Here is a 24,548-nt window from a genome sequence, read left to right on the forward strand (position 1 = left end):
TCTACTGCGGGAGCGAGCTTGCTCGCTCCCGCCTTGGGTATTGAGTGTTGCAACCATCCTGTTTCAGCTTAACCCCAGCTCGCGCCAGATCCGCACTACCTGTCGCCGTTCGTCCGCGAACTGATCGCCTGGTATCACCCCGGCGTCCTTCTGCAAGGCCTGCCGGTGAGCGGCGGAGCGGTAGGCTTTATAGGCCTCGCGCAGCAAGTTGGCGTCTTCGACGGGCATCAGCCCTTCGTGTTCCAGCTCTTCCAGAATGCGGATGTTATCGGTCCAGCGAAGCAATGGCGGGTGTGTTTCGGACCACGCCAGGGCCGCGTATTGCACCATAAATTCAATATCGACGATACCTCCGGCGTCCTGCTTGAGATCGAACGGCGCCGTGGCCTCGAAGGCATTTGCCCCGGTACCGGCCGCGGTGCTCTTGCTGCCGAGGTTATCGCGCATCTTGGCGCGCATCTCGCTTACCTCTTGACGCAGGGTCGACAGGTCCCGCGCCTTGCCGAGTATTGCCGCACGCACTTTCTCGAACGCCTGGCCGACGTCCTGACTGCCGACCAGCACCCGCGCTCGCACCAGCGCTTGGTGTTCCCATGTCCAGGCTTCGTTTTCCTGATAGCGGGCAAACGCCCCCAGTGAACTGACCAACAACCCCGATGCACCGGACGGTCGCAGGCGCATGTCCACTTCATACAACTGACCGGAGTTGGTCTGCGCCGTCAGCAAGTGAATAATCCGTTGCCCCAGCCGGGTGAAGAATTGCGCACCATCAATCGGCTTAGGCCCGTCGGTTTCCGCCTGCGGGTCGCCGTCGTGGATGAACACCAGGTCCAGGTCCGAACCATGCCCGAGTTCGAGCCCGCCGACTTTCCCATAACCGACAATAATGAAGCCGGGATCGCACAACGTGCCGTCGGTGCGTAGCGGCGTGCCGTACTTGGCCACGGTCTGGCGCCAGGCCAGGGCCAGCACTTGTTCGAGTATCGCTTCAGCAAGCCACGTCAGGTAATCGCTGACTTTCATCAACGGCAGGCTGCCGGCGATTTCCGAGGCGGCGACGCGCAAGCGATGCGCCAGTTTGAAATGGCGCAAGGCTTCCATTTGCTGCTCGAGGTCATCCTCGGGAATCCGCGTCAGGCGCTCGCGCAACTCGGCAGCCAGTTCTGGCGCCAGCGGCGGCTTGAATAGCCGGCCTTCGTTGAGCAATTCATCCAGTAGCAGCGGGAAACGGGTGATCTGTTCGGCGATCCACGGGCTCGCGGCGCACAAGGTCAGCAAGCGGCGCAACGCACCGGGGTTTTCGGTCAGCAATACCAGATACGCGGAGCGACGGGCCACGGCCTCAACCAGCGGCAGCACGCGCTCCAGCACCAGATCCGGATTGGCATGTTCAACGGCCTGAGCCAACAACCGCGGAATAAAGGCATCAAGGCGTTCCCGGCCCAGACGCTGCATCGCCCGCAGTTGCGGACTGCTGCGCAAACCGGCCAAGGCTTTCAGGGCTTTGGAAGCATCCTTGAAACCGCCCTCTTCTAACTGCCGGCAAGCCGCCTCTTCGTCCTGAGCTTCTTCCCACAGCGGCAGCCATTCGCCACCCACCACTACTTCGCTTTCTGTGCCTTCCTCTTCATCGGGGTCGGCAATCACCTGAGCGAAGTGCCAGGCCACGCGGCCACGCCAATACATCAGCTGCTCGTGAAAAGCGTCCCAGTCGACGAAGCCCAACATAAAGGCAATGCGTGCCTGATCCTGCGCGCCGTCCGGCAGCATCTGGGTCTGGCGGTCGGCGATCGCCTGAATCGCGTGCTCGGTGTATCGCAGGAATTCGTACCCTTCGCGCAACTCGCTGATGACCGCCGGCGGCAGGTAACCCTGACCTTCCAGCGTGCTCAATACTTTTAATAGAGGCCGTTGTTGCAGGCTCAAGTCGCGGCCGCCGTGGATCAGCTGAAAAGCCTGAGCGATAAATTCGACTTCGCGGATGCCGCCGGAACCGAGCTTGATGTTGTCGGCCATGCCCTTGCGCCGCACTTCCTGCTGGATCAGTTGCTTCATGGTGCGCAGCGCTTCGATGGCCGAAAAGTCCAGGTAACGCCGGTAAACGAACGGGCGCAGCATGTCCTGCAATTGCGCGCCGGCCACCTGATCGCCGGCCACCACCCGCGACTTGATCATCGCGTAGCGTTCCCAGTCCCGACCCTGATCCTGGTAATACTGCTCCAGCGCATTGAAGCTCAAGACCAACGCACCAGCCGAACCGTATGGCCGCAAGCGCATGTCGACGCGGAACACGAAGCCGTCGACGGTCATCGGGTCCAGCGCCTTGATCAGGCGCTGACCAAGACGAATGAAAAATTCCTGGTTATCCAGCGAACGCTTCACCCCGACGGTTTCGCCACCCTCGGGGTAGGCGAAGATCAGGTCGATGTCCGACGACAGATTGAGTTCCACGGCGCCGAGCTTGCCCATGCCGAGGATGACCATCTGCTGCGGCTCGCCACTGCGGCGACCGGTCGGCACGCCGAACTGCTGGCAATGACGCGAATACAACCACTGATAGGCCTGATCGATGCTCGCATCGGCCATGTCCGAGAGGTCGCGGCAGGTCTGGACCAGATCGGCCTGACGGGTCAGGTCGCGCCAGATGATCCTCACTTGATGTCGGGTGCGCTGGCGACGCAGGACGCGGCCAAGTTCGTCTTCGGTTTGCGCTGCACTCACCGCCGCCGCAATCTGTGCGCACAGCTCGCCAGGCGCGTAGCTGCGGTCCAGTTCGCCGGACTGCACCAACGCCAGCAACATCAAAGGGTCACGCACACTCTGTTCAATCACAAAGTCGCTGGCCGCCGCGACACGGGCGAATTGCGCCCAGCGTTCAGGCGTCCAGGTCGACAGGCCATGGTCGTTTTCAAGTGCCGCAACGGCGGCACGCAACGATTGCTCGGCACGGGTGACAAACGGCAGGAGAATGGCGGGCAGTTCGGCAAGCGTTGGGAGGCTCATGGTCTATCCTTGATCGGCGTAGAACGGGTTGCATGTAGTGAATTTTCATATTGCACTACGTGGAGGACTGTCGAACAAAAGTTAGAAATAGCTGAAAATTCTTTATTTTTGGCAGTGAACATCAAGCTTTCACCTTTTGTGATTGGTAAAAGACCAACCTTAACGATTATTCTCACAACGCAGCCGGAGGCCACAAGCCATTCATCTGTAGTTTTACTACTCGTATATACATTCGAAGGGCTGAAATGCCCGAAGATTTGTAGTAAAACTACACGCCGCCGGAACAACCTCTCGGCAATCCAAGAATTTATATCGTCTGCCCACAAGGCCAGTCGCAAACTCAGGCAACCGATTCTGGAAGCCTTTCCGCCCTGGAGCAAGCCATGCAAGACCTCGATCCCGTCGAAACCCAGGAATGGCTGGACGCCCTGGAATCGGTTCTCGACAAAGAAGGCGAAGACCGCGCTCACTATCTGATGACCCGTATGGGCGAATTGGCGACCCGCAGCGGTTCGCAACTGCCTTACGCCATCACCACGCCATACCGCAACACCATTCCTGTTACCCACGAAGCACGCATGCCTGGCGACCTGTTCATGGAACGCCGCATTCGCTCGTTGGTACGCTGGAACGCGATGGCCATGGTGATGCGTACGAACCTGAAAGATTCTGACCTGGGCGGTCACATCTCCAGCTTCGCCTCCAGCGCCACCCTGTATGACATCGGCTTCAACTATTTCTTCCAGGCCCCGACCGACGAACACGGCGGCGACCTGATCTACTTCCAGGGCCACACCTCGCCAGGCGTTTACGCCCGTGCATTCATGGAAGGCCGCATCACCGAAGACCAGATGAACAACTTCCGCCAGGAAGTCGACGGTCACGGTTTGTCGTCCTACCCGCACCCTTGGCTGATGCCTGACTTCTGGCAGTTCCCGACCGTATCCATGGGGCTGGGCCCGATCCAGGCGATCTACCAGGCACGTTTCATGAAGTACCTGGAAGCCCGTGGCTTCATCCCTGAAGGCAAGCAGAAAGTCTGGTGCTTCCTGGGCGACGGCGAGTGTGACGAGCCGGAATCCCTGGGCGCGATCTCGCTGGCTGGCCGCGAGAAGCTCGACAACCTGATCTTCGTCATCAACTGCAACCTGCAGCGCCTCGACGGCCCGGTTCGCGGCAACGGCAAGATCATCCAGGAACTCGAAGGCGTGTTCCGTGGTGCTCAGTGGAACGTGACCAAAGTCATCTGGGGCCGTTTCTGGGACCCACTGCTGGCCAAGGACGTCGACGGCATCCTGCAACGTCGCATGGACGAAGTCATCGACGGCGAGTACCAGAACTACAAAGCCAAAGACGGCGCGTTCGTGCGTGAACACTTCTTCAACTCGCCAGAACTCAAGGCGATGGTTGCTGATCTGTCCGACGACGAGATCTGGAAACTCAACCGTGGTGGCCACGACCCGTACAAGGTCTATGCGGCGTACCACGAAGCGGTCAACCACAAAGAACAACCGACCGTCATCCTGGCCAAGACCATCAAGGGTTATGGCACCGGTGCCGGCGAAGCGAAGAACACCGCGCACAACACCAAGAAGGTTGATGTTGAAAGCCTGAAGCTGTTCCGCGATCGTTTCGACATCCCGGTCAAGGATGAAGAGCTGGAAAACCTGCCGTTCTTCAAGCCAGAGCCAAACAGCGCCGAAGCCCGCTACCTGAGCGAGCGCCGCACTGCCCTGGGCGGTTTCGTACCACAGCGCCGCGCGAAGAGCATCAGCGTGCCAACGCCGCCACTCGATACCCTCAAGGCCATCCTTGATGGCTCGGGCGACCGTGAGATTTCCACCACCATGGCGTTCGTGCGGATCCTCGCGCAACTGGTCAAGGACAAGGAAATCGGCTCGCGCATCGTTCCGATCATCCCGGACGAAGCCCGTACCTTCGGTATGGAAGGCATGTTCCGCCAGTTGGGCATCTACTCCTCCGTCGGCCAGCTCTACGAGCCAGTCGATAAAGACCAGGTGATGTTCTACAAGGAAGACAAGAAGGGCCAGATTCTCGAAGAAGGCATCAACGAAGCGGGCGCCATGAGCTCCTTCATCGCTGCCGGTACTTCGTACTCCAGCCACAACCAGCCAATGCTGCCGTTCTACATCTTCTACTCGATGTTTGGCTTCCAGCGTATCGGCGACCTTGCCTGGGCCGCTGGCGACAGCCGTACCCGTGGTTTCCTGATCGGCGGCACCGCCGGCCGGACCACATTGAACGGCGAAGGCCTGCAACACGAAGACGGTCACAGCCACATCCTGGCCGGCACCATCCCGAACTGCCGCACCTTTGATCCAACCTACGGCTATGAGCTGGCGGTGATCATCCAGGACGGCATGAAGAAGATGACCGAAGAGCAGCAGGACGTTTTCTACTACATCACCGTGATGAACGAGTCCTACCAGCAGCCAGCCATGCCGGCCGGTGTCGAGGAAGGCATCATCAAGGGCATGTACCTGCTCGAAGAAGACACCCGCGAAGCGGCGCACCACGTTCAACTGATGGGCTCCGGCACCATCCTGCGTGAAGTCCGTGAAGCGGCGAAGATCCTGCGCGAAGAGTTCAACATCGGCGCTGACGTCTGGAGCGTGACCAGCTTCAACGAACTGCGTCGCGATGGCCTGGCTGTCGAGCGCAGCAACCGTTTGCACCCGGGCCAGAAGCCTAAGCTGAGCTACGTCGAAGAGTGCCTGAACGGCCGTAAAGGTCCGGTCATCGCCTCTACCGACTACATGAAGTTGTTCGCTGAACAAATTCGCCAGTGGGTCCCGTCCAAGGAATTCAAAGTCCTGGGCACCGACGGTTTCGGCCGCAGCGACAGCCGCAAGAAACTGCGTCATTTCTTCGAAGTCGACCGTCATTTCGTGGTGTTGGCAGCCCTGGAAGCCTTGGCTGACCGTGGTGACATCGAACCTAAGGTTGTGGCTGAAGCCATCACCAAGTTCGGTATCAACCCGGAAAAACTCAACCCACTGGACTGCTGAGGAGAGATTCTGTGAGCGAACTCATTCGCGTACCTGACATCGGCAGCGGTGAAGGTGAAGTAATTGAACTGTTTGTGAAGGTCGGCGACCGTGTCGAAGCCGACCAGAGCATCCTGACGCTGGAATCGGACAAGGCGAGCATGGAAATTCCTGCGCCTAAAGCCGGCATCGTCAAAAGCATCAAGGTGAAGCTGGGCGATCGCCTGAAAGAAGGCGACGAACTGCTCGAGCTGGAAGTCGAAGGTGCCGCTGCGGCGGCCCCTGCGGCGGCCCCTGCACCCGCTGCAAAAGCTGAAGCGAAACCGGCTGCTGCTCCTGCTGCCGCCGCTGCGCCAGCTGCTGCGCCGGCTGCCGCTTCGATTCAGAAAGTGCATGTGCCGGACATCGGTTCGGCGGGCAAGGCCCAGATCATCGAGATCCAGGTCAAGGTCGGCGACACCGTCGCGGCTGATCAATCCTTGATCACCCTGGAATCCGACAAGGCGAGCATGGAAATCCCTTCGCCCGCCGCTGGCGTGATCAAGGCCATCAGCGTCAAGCTCAACGACGAAGTCGGCACCGGCGACCTGATTCTGGATCTGGAAGTGGCAGGTGCTGCGGCCCCGGCTGCCGCTCCAGCTCAGGCGGCTGCACCGGCCGCCGCGGCTCCTGCGCCAGCCGCTGCAGCTCCGGCTGCTCCAGTGGCCGACAGCGTTCAGGACATCCACGTTCCGGACATCGGTTCGGCGGGCAAGGCCAAGATCATCGAAGTCCTGGTCAAGGCCGGTGACACCGTTGAAGCCGACCAGTCGCTGATCACCCTGGAATCCGACAAGGCGAGCATGGAAATCCCATCGCCTGCCGCTGGCGTGGTGGAAAGCGTTTCCATCAAGCTGGATGACGAAGTCGGTACCGGCGACCTGATCCTCAAGCTGAAAATCAAAGGCGCTGCGCCTGCTGCTGCACCAAGTGCTCCGGCTCAAGCCGCTGCTGCACCTGCCGCCGCCGCACCAGCCGCCGCCCCGGTTGCTGCTCCAGCCAAGCCTGGCGCCAAAGTTCACGCTGGCCCGGCCGTGCGTCAACTGGCTCGCGAGTTCGGCGTCGAGCTGAATGCCGTCGGCGCCAGTGGCCCGCACGGTCGCATCCTCAAGGAAGACGTGCAGGTTTACGTCAAGGCGATGATGCAGAAGGCCAAGGAAGCACCGGCCGCTGCTGCCGGCGCAACCGGCGGCGCGGGCATCCCGCCGATTCCGGTGGTGGACTTCAGCCGCTTCGGTGAAACCGAAGAAGTGCCGATGACTCGCCTGATGCAAATCGGCGCGTCGAGCCTGCATCGCAGCTGGCTGAACATTCCACACGTGACTCAGTTCGATTCGGCTGATATCACCGAGCTGGAAGCGTTCCGTATCGCTCAGAAAGCCGTTGCAGAGAAGGCCGGCGTCAAGCTGACCATCCTGCCGCTGCTGCTCAAGTCCTGCGCGCATTTGCTCAAGGAACTGCCGGACTTCAACAGTTCGCTGGCTCCAAGCGGCAAGGCGATCATTCGCAAGAAGTACGTGAACATCGGCTTCGCCGTCGACACCCCTGAAGGCCTGCTGGTACCGGTCATCAAGAACGTCGACCAGAAGAGCCTGTTGCAACTGGCAGCCGAAGCCGCTGCGCTGGCCGCCAAAGCCCGCGACAAAAAGCTCACCGCTGATGACATGCAAGGCGCCTGCTTCACCATTTCCAGCCTCGGCCACATTGGCGGCACCGGCTTCACGCCGATCGTCAACGCGCCGGAAGTGGCGATCCTCGGTGTTTCCAAGGCAACTATCCAGCCAGTCTGGGACGGCAAAACCTTCCAGCCGAAACTGATGCTGCCGCTGTCGCTGTCCTACGATCACCGTGTGATCAACGGCGCCGCTGCCGCACGCTTCACCCAGCGTCTGAGCAGCCTGCTGGCGGACATCCGCACCATCCTGCTGTAACACCGGCTGGCCCTCCTTCACCGGAGGGCCGCTCGCGTACCCCGTTTTCCGAGCGCCACGCTCGTACCTCAACCCCGCCAATTTGGCGGGGCTTTTTTTGCCTTGAATAAAGTATTTTCCTACTCCAGTGGCTTACATTGCCCACAGCTCAAGTCCACATCCTCCCGATATTTTTTTCGACGCAGCAACTAGTCTTAGTCCAACTGACTCTAGTTAAAACTTAATTAGCCATCTCCTGCTTAGTTAGCACTTACTTCGAATGGATTCGAACATGCTGAAACCGACTGTCGGCCCGACTATTGGCCACACTACAACTAATCACGCGCGCATCTTCCTGCGTGGAAAACATCAAGATAGTGCATTGGTATTTGCTGGAGTTCGTTATAGACGCCAGGGTGAAGAGCGTTGGTCCCGGGGCGCATTTGTAAAACTGACGATCTTGCGCGACATGTCAGATGTGATCGCACTCAATCATCTGGCCGGCGATACCGAATACGAATATCAAGCCGGCTGGTTCAGCCCGATGAGCCCGGTGCATACCGTAGAGACGGTCCAGGAACTGCCACTGCAATGGCCAAGGGAGATCTATCGTTTTCGCACGAGGTCCAGCAAGGCCAGCTCGCCGCGATCGTACATCGTCGGTTCCTGCCGCTATCTGCGCATGACGGCAGGCATTGCCTCGGCACCACAAAAGGGAGACCGGATTTTCGGCTCGATCTGCGATCTGGCGCAGCGGGCCAATCCCCCTGTCAGCGCGATGTTAATGACCGGCGATCAAATCTATGTCGATGACTTGAACCTCATTGCACCCGACCGCGAGTACAAGGAAATAATCAGCAAATACCGTGCAGCTTTTTCCCAGCCGAACATAGCCAGACTCATGGCAAACCTGTCGACTTACATGATCCTCGACGATCACGAAATTGAAGACAACTGGCCAGCCAACAAAAGCAAGTCAGACGCCGTCTTATATAAAAACGCCATGGCCGCTTATGAGTTATATCAGGCCAGCCATAGTCCAGCGCATGAACTTCAAGCCAATGGGCAGATAAGCAGAAAGCTTGAACAGTATTGGTATCAGTTCACCGACGGCAATATCGAATGGTTTGTCACCGACAGCCGTACTCGGCGCAACCTGTCGACCGATGATCGCCGTATTTTGGACGACGAACAGGAGCAGGCGTTGTGCAAATGGCTGATCCACAGCCAGGCCCGGGTCAAATTCGTGGTCACCAGTGTGATGTTCTACCCCGACCGCAAACGCCATGGCGACGACGCCTGGAAAGCCTTTCCAGAACAACGCCTGCGATTGCTGGAGACGATCCGCACACATCGCATCAAGAACGTCATCTTCGTGTCGGGCGATGTCCACGGCTCCTTGACCAGTCGCCTGACCCACAGCGAAGACCCGGACTTCGAGGTGCACACCGTCGTTTCCTCACCGCTGTGCAACAGTAAACTGCTGCCGTACGCCAAGGCCTCCACGTTCATTCTGGATCAAGCCTTGGCGCAAACGGCTGCGGGGAACTACCGGCATGAACTGACCAGCCAAGTGGTCAGCGAGGACAACTTTGCCCATCTGGTGGTTGATGGCGAGCACATTCAGGTCAATTACCACGACCGGGACGGTAAACGACTACAAGCGGCAAACATCCCGCTGCACTAAGGTAACGGAGGCCAAATGCATTAGTTTTGCGGCCGCGCTGGAGAAAACTTCGGACCTGCCGACATATTCTTATAGCACTTGGCCTTCATGTCTCTTGTCAGTCGGGGCCGCAATGATGCAACCTTGCCGCAGACAACAGTTAAGAGGGCGAGAGCCCGGCGCGATCAGCACATTCGAAGTGAGTTCCCCTCAATGAAAAGCCAACCCGATGCCGCCAGCCGTATGGTGGCCGAGGTAGTGACGCAGTTGCCTGTGCCCTCGCGGCTCGGCATGCTGCGTTTCGAACGGCTGAATGAGCCTAGCTGGGCGCTGCTGTTTCTCGATCCTAATTGCGAACGCCATTTCGGCCTGCCGGCTGTAGACCTGTGTGCGCTGGTCGACTCCCCCTATGCCAGCCTGATGGAGCCCGAAGCGCGCTATCAGCTGCACGACGCGGTCCAGCAGCAACTCACCGACAGTCCGAACTACCAGATCCGCTACACCTTGCACACCGCCTCCGGCGCCTTGAACCTGCTGGAAGTGGGCGAAGCCTATAGACAGCACAATCGGCACCTGTTGCGCGGCTATCTGCTGGTGGTTGATGACCTGTTCGAGGGCTTTCAGCTACAGCCCGCGCAGGATCTGGAAACCCAGAACTCGCGCCTGCAAATAGCCCTGGAACTCAACCAGCGCGCTCAGCAAGAACAATTGCAGCATCTGGACCGGGTGCGCGCCCAACAGGACCTGATCCTGTTGCTGACCCGCCAGCGCTACAGCACCAACAACTCCCTGCAAGAAGCCGCCGAACTGATCACCCGCAGCGCTTGCGACATCTACGAAATCGACTGTGCCAGCCTGTGGAACCTGGAAGGTTCGATGCTGGTACCAATTTCGGCTTTTCACCGCGCAAACGGCGAATACCTGCTACCGGAACCGATCGACGTCAGCGGATTCCCCGATTACCTCGAAGCCTTGCAGAGCAGCCGCGCCATCGACGCCCACAACGCCATGCGTGACCCGCGCACCCGGGACATGGCCGAGAGCCTGCGCCCACGCGATGTGAACGCGATGCTCGACGCCAGTATCCGCGTCGACGGCCAGGTGGTCGGCGTGCTGTGCCTGGAGCAGACGGGGGCGACCCGCGCCTGGCAGTCGGACGAAATCGCCTTTGCCGGCGAACTGGCCGATCAGTTCGCCCAGGTCATCAACAACCACAACCGCCGCACCGCCACCAGTGCCTTGCACTTGTTCCAGCGTGCGGTCGAGCAAAGCGCCAACGCGTTTTTGCTGGTCAATTGCGACGGCGTGGTGGAATACGTCAACCCGAGCTTCACCGCCATCACCCAATACAGCACCGATGAAGTCCACGGCCAGCGGCTGTCGGAATTGCCGGCACTGGAAAACCTCAGCGAACTGCTGTTCGACGCGCCCTCGGCGCTGGCCAAGAGCAACAGTTGGCAGGGCGAGTTCAAGAGCCGACGCAAAAACCTCGAACCGTATTGGGGGCAGTTGTCGATCTCCAAGGTCTACGGCGACAACCGCGAGCTGACGCATTACATCGGCATCTACGAAGACATCACCCAGACCAAACTCGCCCAGCAGCGCATCGAGCGCCTGGCCTACACCGATAACCTGACCAACCTCGGCAACCGCCCGGCGTTTATCCGCAACCTAGACGAACGCTTCGCCCGCGACACCGATACGCCGATCAGCCTGCTGCTGGTGGACATCGACAACTTCAAGCGGATCAACGACAGCCTCGGTCACCAGACCGGCGACAAACTGCTGATCAGCCTGGCCCGACGTCTGCGCAACAGCCTGAGCCCGAGCGGCAGCCTGGCGCGGTTCGCCAGTAACGAATTCGCCGTGCTGCTGGACAACACCGACCTGCGCACCGGTCAACAGGTCGCCCACCAGTTGTTGATGACCCTCGACAAGCCGATGTTCGTCGACAACCAGTTGATCAGCGTCACCGGTTCCGTGGGTCTGGCCTGCGCGCCGCTGCACGGTCGCGACCCGCAAACCCTGATGCGCAACGCCGGCCTGGCGCTGCACAAGGCCAAGGCCAACGGCAAGCATCAGGTCCAGGTGTTCACCGAAGCGCTGAATGCCGAGGCCAGTTACAAACTGTTCGTCGAGAACAATTTGCGTCGTGCCCTGACCCAGAACGAGCTGGACGTGTTCTACCAGCCCAAGCTGTGCCTGCGCAGCGGTCGCCTGCTGGGCATGGAAGCGCTGCTGCGCTGGAATCACCCGGACAAAGGCATGATCCGCCCGGACCAGTTCATCAGCGTCGCCGAGGAAACCGGCCTGATCATCCCGATCGGCAAGTGGATCGCCCGCCAGGCCTGCCGCATGAGCAAAGAACTGAGCGCCGCCGGCCTGGGCAATCTTCAAGTGGCGATCAACCTGTCGCCCAAGCAGTTCTCCGACCCGGACCTGGTGTCGTCCATCGCCAACATCCTCAAGGAAGAAGCGCTGCCGGCGAACCTGCTCGAGCTGGAACTGACCGAAGGCCTGCTGCTGGAAGCGACCGAAGACACCCACTTGCAGCTCGACCAGCTCAAGCGCCTGGGCCTGACCCTGGCCATGGACGACTTCGGCACCGGTTACTCGTCGCTCAGCTACCTGAAAAAATTCCCGATCGACATCATCAAGATCGATCGCAGCTTCATCCACGAAATCCCGGACAACCAGGACGACATGGAAATCACCTCCGCGGTGATCGCCATGGCCCACAACCTGAAACTCAAGGTCGTGGCGGAAGGCATCGAGACCGCCGAACAACTGGCGTTCCTGCGCCGCCACCGCTGTGACGTCGGCCAGGGCTACCTGTTCGACCGCCCGATCCCCGGCGCCGAGCTGATCGAAAAGCTCAAGCGCTACCCGCGCGGCCCTCTCGTCTGACAGCTGTGTTCCCACAGGGGTAGTGCGTAACTGCCCAGCATTGGGCAAACTGCATGTCTGACAATTTACATTCAACCTGACTGAGGGGACTGCTGATGGTCTTGCGCTCGGAAATTCTGGTGAACAAAAACGTGCTCCCTACCAAAGAACAAGCTCTGCCCGGTCGTGAAACCCCAATGACCGTGCCGGAAAAACACTTCGTCCACGACGCCCCGCTGCTGGGCCCGTTCGCGATGGACGTGGATTTTGCGATCTTCGGCCTGGGGTGCTTCTGGGGCGCCGAGCGCAAGTTCTGGCAGCGCGAAGGCGTGGTCAGCACGGCGGTGGGTTACGCCGGCGGCTTTACCCCGAACCCGACGTATGAAGAAGTCTGCTCGGGCCTGACCGGCCACAGCGAAGTGGTCCTGGTGGTCTACGAGCCAGCGAAAGTCAGCTACGAAGAACTGCTGAAGATGTTCTGGGAATTGCACAACCCAACCCAAGGCATGCGCCAGGGCAACGACATCGGCACCCAGTACCGCTCGGTGATCTACGCCACCAACCCGACGCAACTGGCCGCCGCCCAGCACAGCAAGGGCGTGTTCCAGGCCGAACTGACCAAGGCTGGAAAAGGCGAAATCACCACTGAAATCGACGAAGCGCCGACGTTCTTCTTCGCCGAGGCCTATCACCAGCAATACCTGGCGAAGAACCCTGAAGGGTATTGCGGGATTGGCGGTACAGGCGTGACCTGCCCGATTTAATTCTCAGAAAGCAAAAGATCGCAGCCTCGTTTCACTCGACAGCTCCTACAGGGAATACGCATTCCGATGTAGGAGCTGTCGAGTGAAACGAGGCTGCGATCTTTTGATCTTGCTTGTCGATTGACCCTATTCGGCAATCAACCAATCCATCTGCCACCCGCCCTGGGTCTGCCCAAGCTTCTTGGACAACCACGGCAGCAACTCACGCAATTCCTCTTCCAGGCCCCACGGCGGATTCGCAATCGCCAGTCCAGAGCCATTCAAACTGTTCGGCGTATCCAGCGGATGCACCAGCAACTCCACACGCAACAACTTCGGTGCGCCCGTGCCAGCCAGATCCTGATAAAAACGCCGCAACAAGCGCTGGTCCTTCACCGGATACCAGATCGCCGCCACGGTTTGACGCATCCGGCCAATCGCCTCTTTCAGCGAAGCCGCACAGCGCTGCATCTCATCGAGCTGTTCAAACGGTGGATCAATCAACATCACCGCCCGCTTCTCCTGCACAGGCAACATCGCCCGCGGCACATGCCAGCCCTCGCCCAGATGCACTTTCACCCGACGGTCACCGGCCATGTTGTCCTTGAGCAACACACCGTCCTCGGGGTGCTTCTCGTTGAGCATCACCCGATCCTGCGGCCGCGTCAGGCGCCGCGCCAACTCAGGCGATCCCGGGTAATAGCGCAACTGGCCATCCGGGTTCATGTCGTGCAGCACCTTCATATAGTCGGCGGTCAACGCTGGCAAATCCGGCTGATCCCACAAACGCGCAATACCTTCCAGGTACTCACCGGTACGGCTCGCCTGATCACCCTGCAGGTCATACAGACCAATGCCGGCGTGAGTATCGAGATAAGCAAACGGCTGCTCCTTGCGCGACATCAGGGCGATGAGGCGGGTCAAAGTCAGGTGTTTGAACACATCGGCGTGATTGCCGGCATGGAAGGCGTGACGATAATTCATGATTGCTCCTGCGAAGGCCGGGAAGTTTACCTTGTACGGCGCCGAACGTCAGGACCTCACAGCCGAGCGGCCAACACATCCCCCTGTAGGAGCTGTCGAGTGAAACGAGGCTGCGATCTTTTGATCTTGCTCTTATGCCAAGGTCAGGGCCTCACAGCCAAGCAGCTACTCTGCCCAACACCCGCCCTGTAGGAGCTGTCGTGTGAAACGAGGCTGCGATCTTTTGATCTCGCTCTTATGCCAAGGTCAGGGCCTCACAGCCAAGCAGCTACTTTGCACAACACACCCCCTGTAGGAGCTGTCGAGTGAAATGAGGCTGCGATCTTTTGATCTTGCTGTTGTGGCGAGGGAGCCTTGCTCCTTCGCCACAAAATCCATACGCCGCTTAGCCCGAAGATCGAGCCCGCAACCGCCGCCCAATCACGTCCAACACATCACAACCATCGCGCAATGGGATGGCGCAGAGCAAAGCGAAATCACTAAGAATGAACGACTCACACTCAACCGAACCGCGCATCGACATGTTCTCCAGCACCTGCGTGACGGCGCGAATCCGATAGTTGGCGGCGTCGTATAAAACATCGAGCGGCGCGTGGGTATCGACGAACAACGTGGGCATGTCGGTGCAGTTGCTGGTGAGGGCCATGAAGCGGCTTTTGGGGTGGGGGATTGGTTTTTCGTAGGGTGGGTCGGGGTGAAGATTTTTCATGATTGAAACCTCTGGTAGTAATGGGCGCTACCATCGGCCTTCCTACAGGCTTGGGTGGCAGCTATACGCGGGGTAGGAATATCGAGACCAGAGAACTCGACCACACCGAAGCGTGCCCGCGCACAGCCGCCGCAACTGATCTTACGGACGCATGTTGATGGCCGCAATTCAGGTGTCGACGCCGAAGCGTCCTCTCTAGTCTTGAAGGGTTCCTACACCCTGCCACTGAGTTTTCAGTGACCACCAGAGACTATCGAGGGAATGCATTTCAAACCAGTTCATGGAAACCGATACGAGTTGAAGGAAACTTCCGGTGGGCTTGCCCGGAAAATTCTCAGTTATCAAGAGCACCTTAAACACTACTACTCAGTCCGATGCACTGGCAATCAACGCGCTGATGATGCGACGTTTAGGATTCCAGATAGTCAAACACCACACCCCCCACCACTCCAAACCTTCGTTGAAGTAATCACTCCATGATTCGCGCCCTGGAATTGCATCAGAGTTATTAACCCATTCTCGCTTAAATCCCTTAACCCAATTTATTACTACAACATCATCCTGTTCTTCGAGGCCTAGAGCCTGACACCACTCATGGAATAGTTCCTGAGCCTCAAGCTCTCCTCGTTTGAATTCAGTTCGATAAGGTGGCTCACGGAAAGAACCGTAAAATGCCAGCCGTCCTCGCTCATAATCTTCGACTAAAATAAGATTATGTATTTCCTCCCGACTCAAAACAGTAGCCACAGCCTTATCTAGCTCCCAACTGATATCTGGATCTCCGGGATTTGTATACTCCGGATTTTTTATCAAATCGTTATGCCAATCCCACGAATCTTTCATGAGCTTTTCGTGAAGCCTCGTCAAAGCTTGCCGATGAATTGATTCGTCGACTGTCACATTTATCTCAGGGCGGAGCACGACAAAATTGAAAACACAGCCAGCTTCATCCATCCGATCAAGAAGCGATTTACTTTTTTCTTCGTCAATTACTTTCAACACCAAAAATATACCTTATCCGAAACAAAACAAATTCTTCTTCGCTGTCAATACTCACAAACAAAATTCACAACAAGGAGAAATAAATAAAGAAGGACAAATTTATTTACTCTTCGCACGTAAATTTCGTAACTTGTATCTCAAAAAAGGGATGGATTTATTTTACCTTTATCACTTCTTTCCCAGACGAGAAAATTTGCTTGGCTAAAGTATCTGCCGCATCTCAATGCATTTTTCAGTCGTGTATCCGCTAGCTACTATAGTCAGAATAACGTTGCCTTCGCGAGCACAGGTAAAGCAGTAGTTAAACCCGACATCCAAAGGTTCGATCAACGCCAATTCCTGCGACAAAGGGGTTACATTCTTCACAAACATCTCTGACACCTCCCTCCCCACAGCTCCAACAGACTTAAAGCCTAGAACATTTTCAAAGGTAATAATCCAACGCACTCCCTGCCAATCCAGAAACTCTATAAAAATGCGCTTACGCTCACATGTTATTTTTTCAACGGTGCCGTCTGAAAATGGAACGCCTTTCGTTTTAAGGAAAAATGGGACGAACTTATTTGTTGATCTATAACAACACCTTCGAAGCTGGCAACAAAATAAATCCGCCCCTTCAAAGTCCTCTTTGGTAAAAATCGGTCCAGATACCATATTTTTTCTTTCTTTAGAACTAATTATCGCCACCTCCTTGATCTTGATACCGCTCCAAACAATTAATAAGAACTGTCATAAACCGTCTTTGATCTTTAACATCATCATCAAAATATGTGTCCATTTTTGAAAAAATCTCATCAAAACTGTTACCTTCCTCTAAAAAATAAGACAAGGTTTCGATTAATGAAATGCGCTCTTGCTCACTATAAATAAAAAATTCCGGGCGTAGCAAGGCGTCAAAAAGCTCGGCAAGTTCTTTGTCATCATTCACATTCTTAGAAACGATAACCTCCTCCCGCTCCAAATCATGCGTATTTTCAATATCAAAAACGAAAAGCAGACCTCGTATACTCCACAGTGTGTGGGGCCTATTCATCAGTCAAATTCCGTGTATGAAGTTTTTGCATTACCATTTTTATCCAGTATGACGACCGCTCTAGTCTGCTCACCATACTGCAACCCCTCCCTTTTAAACCCTTCACCTATTTTTTTACCCATATCAATAGGTTGTCGTGAAGCATCTATACCACTTTGCCTAAAAATTAACTGAGCACGTTGTATTGCATTAAATTGATCACGATGACTGAGAAAACGCGTCGCGGCTGAAGGAATGACGGGCTCGCCTTTTTTCTTTCCTTTCGCGTACCTTTCTATTTCGCCTGTCGTGGGATTCCTGCCTTCCTTCACCCGATCAAACTGGGATTGCAGGGTTGTTTGTGCTCCATGTTTCTGCTGAAAATGGGCACCATCAATCGATTCTTCCATTTCCTTCAAGCGCCTTTTAAAAACCGACTCTGATAACTCATCAATTCTTGCTCGTCGCTGCTCAGCCGCCATTTTCGGCAGCGCCGGCTCACCCTCATCAACCTTAACGCCAGTCGTATCATCCGGCGCCCCACACCCTGGCTTATTCGGCGGCGGACAATTCCCGCTCAACCCCAACGGATCAACCCACCCCGTCGGATTCGGCGTGTATTGATACGGGTTCAGCCCACCCGCCAACTTGATGGGGTCCGGCGTCAGGTAGCGACCGATCTCTGGATCATAGTACCGATGCCGGTTGTAGTGCAGGCCGCTCTCGGCGTCGAAGTATTGGCCCTGAAACCGTAACGGTTGTTCAAGTTGCTCGCCCCCGCCGAACGTCTGGCGAGTGACTTTGCCGTAGGCGTTGTACTTCGCTGACCAGACGATCTCGCCACCAAAATCGGTGAGTTCTTGCGGCGTGCCGAGGTGGTCGAGTTGGTAGTAGAACGGGCAGGCTTTGCGCGGGCCTTTGCCGTCGAGCATGGCCAGCGGGCGGAAGCTGCCGGGTTCGTAGACGTAGCTGCGGTAATGGTCGCGGCTGCTTTCGGCGACGAGGTGGTCGCCTTGCCAGAAGAACTCGGTGGTGTGGCCATCGACGGTTTTGGCGATGCGACGGCCGAAGGCGTCGTAGCGGTAGCTGGCGGTGCGGCCATTCGGGGTGGTGACGCCGATCAGGCGATGTTGGCAGTCGTAGCGGTATTCGGTGACGAGTTTTTGCGCGGTGCCGCGGCGTTCGCGGATCAGGTTGCCGAAGGCGTCGTAGTCGTAGTGGCGGTCGCCTTGCATCAGCAACCGATTGCCCCGCACCTTCGCGGCGCCGGGGCGGTCTTGCATCAGCAGGTTGCCGGCCGGGTCGTGGGCGAAGGATTCCGGCGGGGTGTCGCGCGTGTGGCGGACGCGGGTCAGGCGGTTGAGCGGGTCGTATTGGTAGTTGCGTTGGCCGTGACGGGAGTCGGCGATGCTGTCGAGATTGCCGTTGGTGCTGTAGGCATAGTCGCGGCGATACAGCGGTTGCTGCTGTTGGCTGACAGCGTGAGCCTTCAGTCGGCCCTGATCGTCGTAGGCATAGTCGCTAAGCAGTTGACCTTGCTGGCGTTGTTGCTCGCGGCCGAAGGCAAACCGGTGGCCGGTGAGCCGAGCGCCGTTGAGGTCGATGGCGGTGAGCGCGCCGCCCTTGGCGTGGTGGTAATCGAGTTTGCTGCCGTCCGGCAGGCGAAGGCGATTGAGTTGGCCGCAGGCGTCGTAGCCATAGCGCAGGGTGCCCCAGCCCTGATGTTCGGTGATTAGTCGGTCTTGTTGGTCATACTCGAATTCCAGCGGATGGTCGTGGCCGTCGTCGACGCCGTTCAACCGGCCGAGGCTGTCGTAGCGGTATTCGACCTTGAGGCCGTCGGGCAGGGTTTTGACCAGCAAGCGCCCGGCCGAATCCCGCTCGTAAGCGGTGATCAGTTGCGAACCGTCAGCACCGAACTCGGTTTTCTCCAGCAGTTGGCCATTGAGGTCGTAGGCATACGCCGTGCGTTGGCCGTCGAAGCCGGTTTCCTGTCGGATCAATCCGCCCGGCGTGTAGTCCAGCCGATATTTGTCGCCGGATTCGTTTTCGATTTCCGTGAGCAACAGTTGCGCGTTGTCGTAGCGGTACTTCAGCTGGGTGCCGTCGGCATTGAGGCGGCGGCTGACCAGGTGCAGGTCGTCGAGGTATTCGTAGCGCGTGAGGCGGCCGAGTTCGTCGCGTTCGGCGGTGATTTTTCCGTAGGCGTTGTAGCGGTAGGTGCGACTGGCGCCGGTAGGCGAAGTCGTCTGGATCAGTCGGCCAACGGCGTCCCATTGCGACTGGGTGACCGAGCCATGTTCGTCCTGACGGGTAATCTGCCGACCCAGTGCATCGTAGGAAAAGCGCCGCACCCCGCCGTCCGGCAGCGTTTCCTCGACCCGTTGCCCCAAACCGTTCCAGACGAACACATGCCGACTGGTGTCCGGGTAGCGGATCGACAGCAGCAGACCTTTTTCGTCGTAGTGGTAATGGGTGACATGGCCATCGGGATCGGTCGCTTCGGTGACATCGCCCTGGGCATTGCGCTGATACTTCCACACCGCTTTGCCGCGATAGCGTGCGTGCAGGAAACCGTTGCGATACTCGTAGGCCGTGGGCTCATCTTCTGGCGGAATCAGCGCCACCAAGCGTCCGACTTCGTCGTAGCGGTATTCGGTGACCGTGCCGAGCGGGTCCTGCTCGGCAATCAGCCGACCCTGGTCGTCGTAGGCCTTGAGGTGTTCACCGCCATCCAGTTCGACCTTGCGCACCAGCCGCGCCCGGTCGTCGTGGACGTAAACCTCTTCGCTGCCGTCGAGGTTGTGGACGGTGACGCTGCCTTGGTCATCCCAGGCATATCGCGCGTCCATCTGCGCAAACGACGCCCAGTGGCGGATGCATCGGGCGGCCTTGCCGGACCTTTCCCACGCCCAGAAGAAACTCGCCCCACCGGCCAGTTGTCGCTGGAGAATGACGTGCTGATCGTCGTAGTCGTAGCGCTCGCTTTCGCCGGCGGCGTTGGTGGCTTCGATGAGTCGACCGCGTTCGTCGTAGCGGTAACCGACCAGGGTCTGCTCGGTCAGCCAAGCTTCGTCCTGGGTTTGGGCCGGGGCGAAAACCTGATAATCGACGGCGACCAAATGGCTGCGCTCATAACGCAAGCGCAGGGCGCGACCGGCGCCGTTGTCGAGGCGCTGGATGCGCTCTTGGCGGTCGCGGGTGATGCGCAGGCGATTGTCGTAGGCGTCGCTGATCGCTGTGAGTCGACCGTGGTGGAAGTGATAAAACCGTGCGTCGTCACCGGCCTGGGCGAGGATCAGTTCTTCCGGTTCAGCGCCGAGATAAATCGCCGCGCGCGACAGGCTGTTGTGGATCTCCGGGCGTTCAGCGGTCGGCAGCGGGAATGGGGTGCGACGGTTTTCGTGGTCGATCCAGATGACGCTGTCGCCGTCGATGTCCAGTCGATGGGAAAGCGAATGGCTCCAGCCAAAACCGAGACCGCAGTCGATCTCGGCGGCGCTGGTGCGGTAGAGCCGGGTGAAGTCGAACGGCAGGACGCCGTCCAGCGAACCGTCGGTGAGGGTCAGCAGTTCTTCGCCAGTGACCATCGACACCGGGCATTTGTTGGTGGCGGTTTTGTTGGCGGAATCGGCAGCGTCGCCGTTGGGATTTTTCGCCTGATCCGGGGCGTTGTCGTGGTGTTCGTTTTGCTTGAGGGTGGTGTTGCGTTTGGCATCCCAACGCAGTTGCATGCGGCCTTGTTTCAAACCGGCCGCGACGCCGCGCGCGGCGACCGCTTTGTAGCGATCCACGTAGGACATGAAACTGTTGATGATCGTGAAGATCGCTTTGACGAAACCCAATACGGCGCTGACGATCCGGGCGCCGTAGTGGGCAAGACGCATCCCCAGATAGGCAATGCCCGCCCCCGCACCGGCGAAGGTCAAAACGATTCCGATCAGAATATCGATGAGCAACTGCACCACTGCCGTCGAAACCGCTTCAGTCGTTTTACCGGCGATTTCGCTGGGCGGCAGCATCTCCAACCAGAGGCTCGCGGTGCGAAGCAATAAACAGAGCGCCGCTTCGTCACTGACCAGCAACTGGACTTTTTCCATCGTTGCCGGAAAGTCTTCTGCCAGCTTGGCTAGTTGGGCGGCGCCGCTACCCAACCGTCCAACGAACTTGCGGGGATCCTGAAGAATGTCCGAGAGCAGGCTGATGCTGTCCCACACACCAGAAATCGCCGCCCAACTTCCCGCGAGCATTCCGTTACCTGCCGCGGCAAAAGTCGACTGCGACCACTGGGGCTTGAACCCTTCCCATTCTTTGCGTAGCCAGCCGTCCAGGTCTTTGGTCAGGCCGTTGTAAGAAGAGAAAAGGTCTTCTATTTGAGCCGGCGTAACTTCACGCTGAACATGAACCCGATAGAACTTGCCGGGTATCCCTACGAACTGCCCTTTACCGTTTTCATCGAGCTTGACCGGTGTGCTCTCGCCGCTATCAACAGCAATCACATCAACCGAAATGTTCCCCAACGGAATGTCATAAACCGATTCAAACTTGCTCTCGATCTCCAGAATCTTGCTATCTGGACACTGCGCAACACTGGAGAAAAAATCATCATCACCACTGCTCACCGCAGTCGTGGTGTTCCCAAGTTTTATCAGCCGCTCCATGCTCATCAGCGAAGGCAAATCCATCGCCCGGCTGACCCTGTCGGTATTGCGCCCCAAGAAGCTGCTAAGTTGCTGGCGATACAAAACCAGCGTGTCTTTAAATCCGTCGAGCTCCTGCTCGATCCGTACGGTCTGATCCATCAGTCCAACTCCGTCATCAGGTAATCCACCAAGGCTGATTTCGGTGCTTGAGGCAGGTCCGGCGTTTGCAAGAAGAGCGCGACTTTGTGGCGCAAAACGCTCGGCGAAAACGCCTCATAAAGATCAGGTCGGTCTTCGCTCAACCACATCAGCAAGTTGTTGATGCGAGTCGCCGCGGACTCGTCTGCGAGGAACTCGAGTAGCGACCCGGAAACCTCCCACCACGGAAAAATCCTGGAAGTTTTCAGCGCACTGCCACCGATATCGAGCGGCTGACCATTGATCAAACAACGGTCAATCACAGGCATTAACTGCGTGGCATTCACTTCGCCGGACTGAAGAATCGGCAGCACATAACGCCCGTCCCAGAAGCGGAAAAACACCGCATTCCCGTTTGGCAAAAGAGCCTGGGTAAGGCTGCGCAGATGCTCGACCAGCACTTCTTGAACCGCAGAAGAAACCGCCAACCAACCCCAATCGCGAGACTCGGTGGCAGCGACCCATTCAAGAAACTCACTGCCCGCCGCGACGATTCCCACAAAAGGCATCACCGGTTCCCACTCGGCGTAGGCGGTGTCGGCCCAAATCGGGAGCGGCGCGTGAACGGTGATCGAGCGCTGCCAAACGTTGAACGGCTCAGCCGCGCTGGCATTGCTGAAGATCGCAAAGAGCTGTTCAGACGGTTTCAGCGGCTGCCGGTCCAGCCACTCGCGAGGCGTCAAATGATCAGGCTGCACAGACACCGTCCTTGCAACGCTCGCATTCCTCACAAAACGGCGCGTCGCTTTTCAGGCTCATGATCTGTGCGGCGCTCAACAACGCTGCCGGCGCAGCCGCGAGTTTCAACGGCGTATTCGGCGACGTTGGCGCAGCCGCCATCGCCGGCACCAACGCCCCGCCCACCTGAATCGGCACGCTACTGAAAATCCCCCCGGGCCCAATGTTGATCCACTGCCCGCCGGCCTGAATCGTCGCGCTGGCGCCGCCGTCGATCACCACTTGCTGGCCGGCGCTGACGTGGAATTGCTGGCTGGCGTTAAGCGCCTGGCTGGTCACGCGGATGTGCCGATCACCCATCACCACCAAGTGATCGTCGAGCTTCACTTCGGTCTGGCGCTGGCCGTGGGTGATGCGTTGTTCGTCGGCTTTCAACTCGTGGCGGGCGGTGCCGGTGACCACGATGCTGCGCTGGTTATCGACCTGCACCTGCTGATCGTTCAACACGTGCTGGGTCCAGTTTCGCTGGGCGCGCAGGTAGATTTCCTCGGCGCCTTTGCGATCCTCGATGCGCAGTTCGTTGTATCCCCCGCCTCCCGGGCTGCTCTGACTGCGGAAAATACTGCGGGTCTTGTCGGCCGGCAGGTCCAGCGGAACGGGCGTCGCCGCATTCGGCAGGCAGCCCATCACCAGCGGTTTGTCGGCATCAGCGTCGATGAAACCCACCAGCACTTCCATGCCCACTCGTGGGATCAGCACGCTGCCGTAATGGTCGTGGGCCCAGCCCGTGGCGACCCGCAACCAGCAACTGGAATGCTCATTGAGCTGACCGTCGCGGTCCCAAGCGAGCTGGACCTTTACCCGGCCGAACTCATCGCAATGGATTTCGCTGTCGACAGGACCGGTGACCACGGCAGGTTGGTAACCGAGCATCCGTGGTTTTTCCGGCCCCTGGGATGGACGAAACGAAACATCCCACGGCGTCGCCAGAAAGGTATTGCGATAACCCTGGAAATCATCCGGGTCATCACTGGTGGCCGACTCCTCCAGCACTTGCGGCTGTCGGCCACGGTGTTCGATTTCAGTGATCAGCCACAGGTCGTTCCACGCCTGACGCGGGTGCTCGGCGAGGTGCAGGAAATGTCCGCTGACCAAGGCAGAATCGTCGCCACGACCTTCGGCCAGACGGAAGTCTGCGTTGTGCCGTTCCAGCGCTCGCTGTGTCAGCTGTTTGCCATGCTCGCGGTCGGTGAATTGGCCGGGGAAGTGATAATCCTCCAGCACCGGACGCTGTTCGCTGTCGACTCGGTTTTCCAGGGAGAGACGCGGTTTCTGGAAGTCGTAATCGCGACGGGTGACCGCCGTGGTGCGGGTCTCCAGACGCACGTTGAAACGCTTGATGGCCGGCGCGTCTGCCGCCATGCCACTGCCGGGCAGGTACAGCGTCGACTCGGGCAGACGAGGGAAAACGGTCTGGTCATCGCCGAACACCAGCAAATGCCCGTCGGGGCTGTGCTGGAAGTGGTAGTGGATGCCGATCTCGGCGCACAACCGCTGGAGGAACGCCAGATCGCTTTCGGCGTACTGCACGCAGTACTCGCGAGGCGCGTAGTCGCTGCCCAGTTGAAACTCGAACGCATCACGCTGAATGCCATGGTCCTTGAGGACCTGCGCGATGATCGCCGGCACGCTTTTGTGCTGGAAGATCCGCTGATTGATGCGCTGACCGAGGTAGGCCAGCCGCGGTACGAGGCTGATTTGGTAGCCCGTCAGACGTTTCCCGGAATCGCTTTGTCCGATGCGAAAGATCTGACCGTGTATACCGGAACCTTGTGCGTCGAAACTCAGAAAGGCCTGACGATGCAGCAGGGTTTCGAGCTCGATGTCCGGCCGGTCGCTGACCAGTTCCAGGTCGAAGCGGTAGGGTTGGCTGATGGCTTCCGTGCCCGTGAACTCAAGCACCTTGAGCTCAATCTGGACGCCGTCGATCGTCAACGTGAAACGCGGTTGATTGGCAGGAGCGAACATCCGATGTGTCTCTGCAGAATGAGGGCGGGCGATTCTGCA

The 24,548-nt window shown here is 58.2% G+C and carries 14 protein-coding genes; 5 read left to right on the forward strand and 9 right to left on the reverse strand.

What is annotated here, in order from left to right; translation table 11 throughout:
* Positions 1-63 precede the first annotated feature (63 nt).
* Complete coding sequence (glnE, locus tag NL116_RS29695) at positions 64-3,003, reverse strand: bifunctional [glutamate--ammonia ligase]-adenylyl-L-tyrosine phosphorylase/[glutamate--ammonia-ligase] adenylyltransferase (RefSeq protein WP_494375162.1); 2,940 nt, start codon at positions 3,001-3,003, stop codon at positions 64-66.
* A gap of 383 nt (positions 3,004-3,386) precedes the next feature.
* On the opposite strand from glnE, the gene aceE reads away from it, so the two are divergent.
* From aceE to msrA, 5 genes are all read left to right on the forward strand, one after another.
* Entirely contained in the window at positions 3,387-6,032 is a 2,646-nt protein-coding gene (aceE, locus tag NL116_RS29700) for a pyruvate dehydrogenase (acetyl-transferring), homodimeric type (RefSeq protein WP_494375163.1), read from the forward strand.
* A gap of 11 nt (positions 6,033-6,043) precedes the next feature.
* Entirely contained in the window at positions 6,044-7,981 is a 1,938-nt protein-coding gene (gene aceF, locus NL116_RS29705) for a dihydrolipoyllysine-residue acetyltransferase (protein ID WP_494375164.1), read from the forward strand.
* Positions 7,982-8,252: 271 nt separating this feature from the next.
* A complete protein-coding gene (locus NL116_RS29710) occupies positions 8,253-9,647 on the forward strand; it encodes an alkaline phosphatase D family protein (RefSeq protein WP_494375165.1) in 1,395 nt (464 codons plus the stop codon).
* A 192-nt stretch (positions 9,648-9,839) separates the two neighbouring features.
* Positions 9,840-12,533, forward strand: coding sequence for a putative bifunctional diguanylate cyclase/phosphodiesterase (locus tag NL116_RS29715; RefSeq protein WP_494375166.1), 2,694 nt, complete (start codon positions 9,840-9,842; stop codon positions 12,531-12,533).
* Between the two features lie 95 nt (positions 12,534-12,628).
* On the forward strand, positions 12,629-13,276 hold the full coding sequence (msrA, locus tag NL116_RS29720; protein WP_208670384.1) for a peptide-methionine (S)-S-oxide reductase MsrA: 648 nt from the start codon (positions 12,629-12,631) through the stop codon (positions 13,274-13,276).
* 126 nt (positions 13,277-13,402) lie between these two features.
* Here the strand turns inward: msrA and NL116_RS29725 are convergent, their stop codons facing one another.
* The 8 genes from NL116_RS29725 to NL116_RS29760 all read right to left on the reverse strand — a co-directional run bounded on the left by NL116_RS29725 (position 13,403) and on the right by NL116_RS29760 (position 24,509).
* On the reverse strand, positions 13,403-14,239 hold the full coding sequence (locus NL116_RS29725; protein ID WP_222589481.1) for a 23S rRNA (adenine(2030)-N(6))-methyltransferase RlmJ: 837 nt from the start codon (positions 14,237-14,239) through the stop codon (positions 13,403-13,405).
* A 385-nt stretch (positions 14,240-14,624) separates the two neighbouring features.
* Positions 14,625-14,948 carry a hypothetical protein gene (locus NL116_RS29730; RefSeq protein ID WP_494375167.1) on the reverse strand — a complete coding sequence of 108 codons (324 nt, stop codon included), beginning with the start codon at positions 14,946-14,948 and terminating at the stop codon, positions 14,625-14,627.
* Between the two features lie 366 nt (positions 14,949-15,314).
* On the reverse strand, positions 15,315-15,950 hold the full coding sequence (locus tag NL116_RS29735; RefSeq protein WP_494375168.1) for a hypothetical protein: 636 nt from the start codon (positions 15,948-15,950) through the stop codon (positions 15,315-15,317).
* A 201-nt stretch (positions 15,951-16,151) separates the two neighbouring features.
* Positions 16,152-16,637 (reverse strand): hypothetical protein, encoded by a 486-nt coding sequence (locus NL116_RS29740; RefSeq protein WP_494375169.1) that lies wholly within the window; start codon positions 16,635-16,637, stop codon positions 16,152-16,154.
* Positions 16,624-16,983 carry a hypothetical protein gene (locus NL116_RS29745; RefSeq protein WP_494375170.1) on the reverse strand — a complete coding sequence of 120 codons (360 nt, stop codon included), beginning with the start codon at positions 16,981-16,983 and terminating at the stop codon, positions 16,624-16,626. The genes NL116_RS29740 and NL116_RS29745 overlap by 14 nt, the downstream gene beginning before the upstream one ends.
* Positions 16,983-21,764: an RHS repeat-associated core domain-containing protein gene (locus NL116_RS29750; protein WP_494375171.1), complete on the reverse strand. Its 4,782-nt coding sequence runs from the start codon at positions 21,762-21,764 to the stop codon at positions 16,983-16,985. Before NL116_RS29750 ends, NL116_RS29745 begins: the two co-directional genes overlap by 1 nt.
* Complete coding sequence (locus NL116_RS29755; protein WP_494375172.1) at positions 21,764-22,501, reverse strand: DUF4123 domain-containing protein; 738 nt, start codon at positions 22,499-22,501, stop codon at positions 21,764-21,766. Before NL116_RS29755 ends, NL116_RS29750 begins: the two co-directional genes overlap by 1 nt.
* Positions 22,491-24,509 carry a type VI secretion system Vgr family protein gene (locus NL116_RS29760; protein WP_494375173.1) on the reverse strand — a complete coding sequence of 673 codons (2,019 nt, stop codon included), beginning with the start codon at positions 24,507-24,509 and terminating at the stop codon, positions 22,491-22,493. Before NL116_RS29760 ends, NL116_RS29755 begins: the two co-directional genes overlap by 11 nt.
* Positions 24,510-24,548: the final 39 nt, after the last annotated feature.

It is taken from the genome of Pseudomonas sp. FBCC-B1667 (genome assembly GCF_059133255.1).

Bases quoted from the DNA above. Each gene is read 5' to 3' on its own strand.
- NL116_RS29760 (WP_494375173.1), bottom strand. From the start codon at position 24,509: ATGTTCGCTCCTGCCAATCAACCGCGTTTCACGTTGACGATCGACGGC.
- msrA (WP_208670384.1), top strand. From the start codon at position 12,629: ATGGTCTTGCGCTCGGAAATTCTGGTGAACAAAAACGTGCTCCCTACC.
- NL116_RS29725 (WP_222589481.1), bottom strand. From the start codon at position 14,239: ATGAATTATCGTCACGCCTTCCATGCCGGCAATCACGCCGATGTGTTC.
- NL116_RS29750 (WP_494375171.1), bottom strand. From the start codon at position 21,764: ATGGATCAGACCGTACGGATCGAGCAGGAGCTCGACGGATTTAAAGAC.
- aceE (WP_494375163.1), top strand. From the start codon at position 3,387: ATGCAAGACCTCGATCCCGTCGAAACCCAGGAATGGCTGGACGCCCTG.
- glnE (WP_494375162.1), bottom strand. From the start codon at position 3,003: ATGAGCCTCCCAACGCTTGCCGAACTGCCCGCCATTCTCCTGCCGTTT.
- NL116_RS29730 (WP_494375167.1), bottom strand. From the start codon at position 14,948: ATGAAAAATCTTCACCCCGACCCACCCTACGAAAAACCAATCCCCCAC.
- NL116_RS29715 (WP_494375166.1), top strand. From the start codon at position 9,840: ATGAAAAGCCAACCCGATGCCGCCAGCCGTATGGTGGCCGAGGTAGTG.
- NL116_RS29745 (WP_494375170.1), bottom strand. From the start codon at position 16,983: ATGAATAGGCCCCACACACTGTGGAGTATACGAGGTCTGCTTTTCGTT.
- NL116_RS29710 (WP_494375165.1), top strand. From the start codon at position 8,253: ATGCTGAAACCGACTGTCGGCCCGACTATTGGCCACACTACAACTAAT.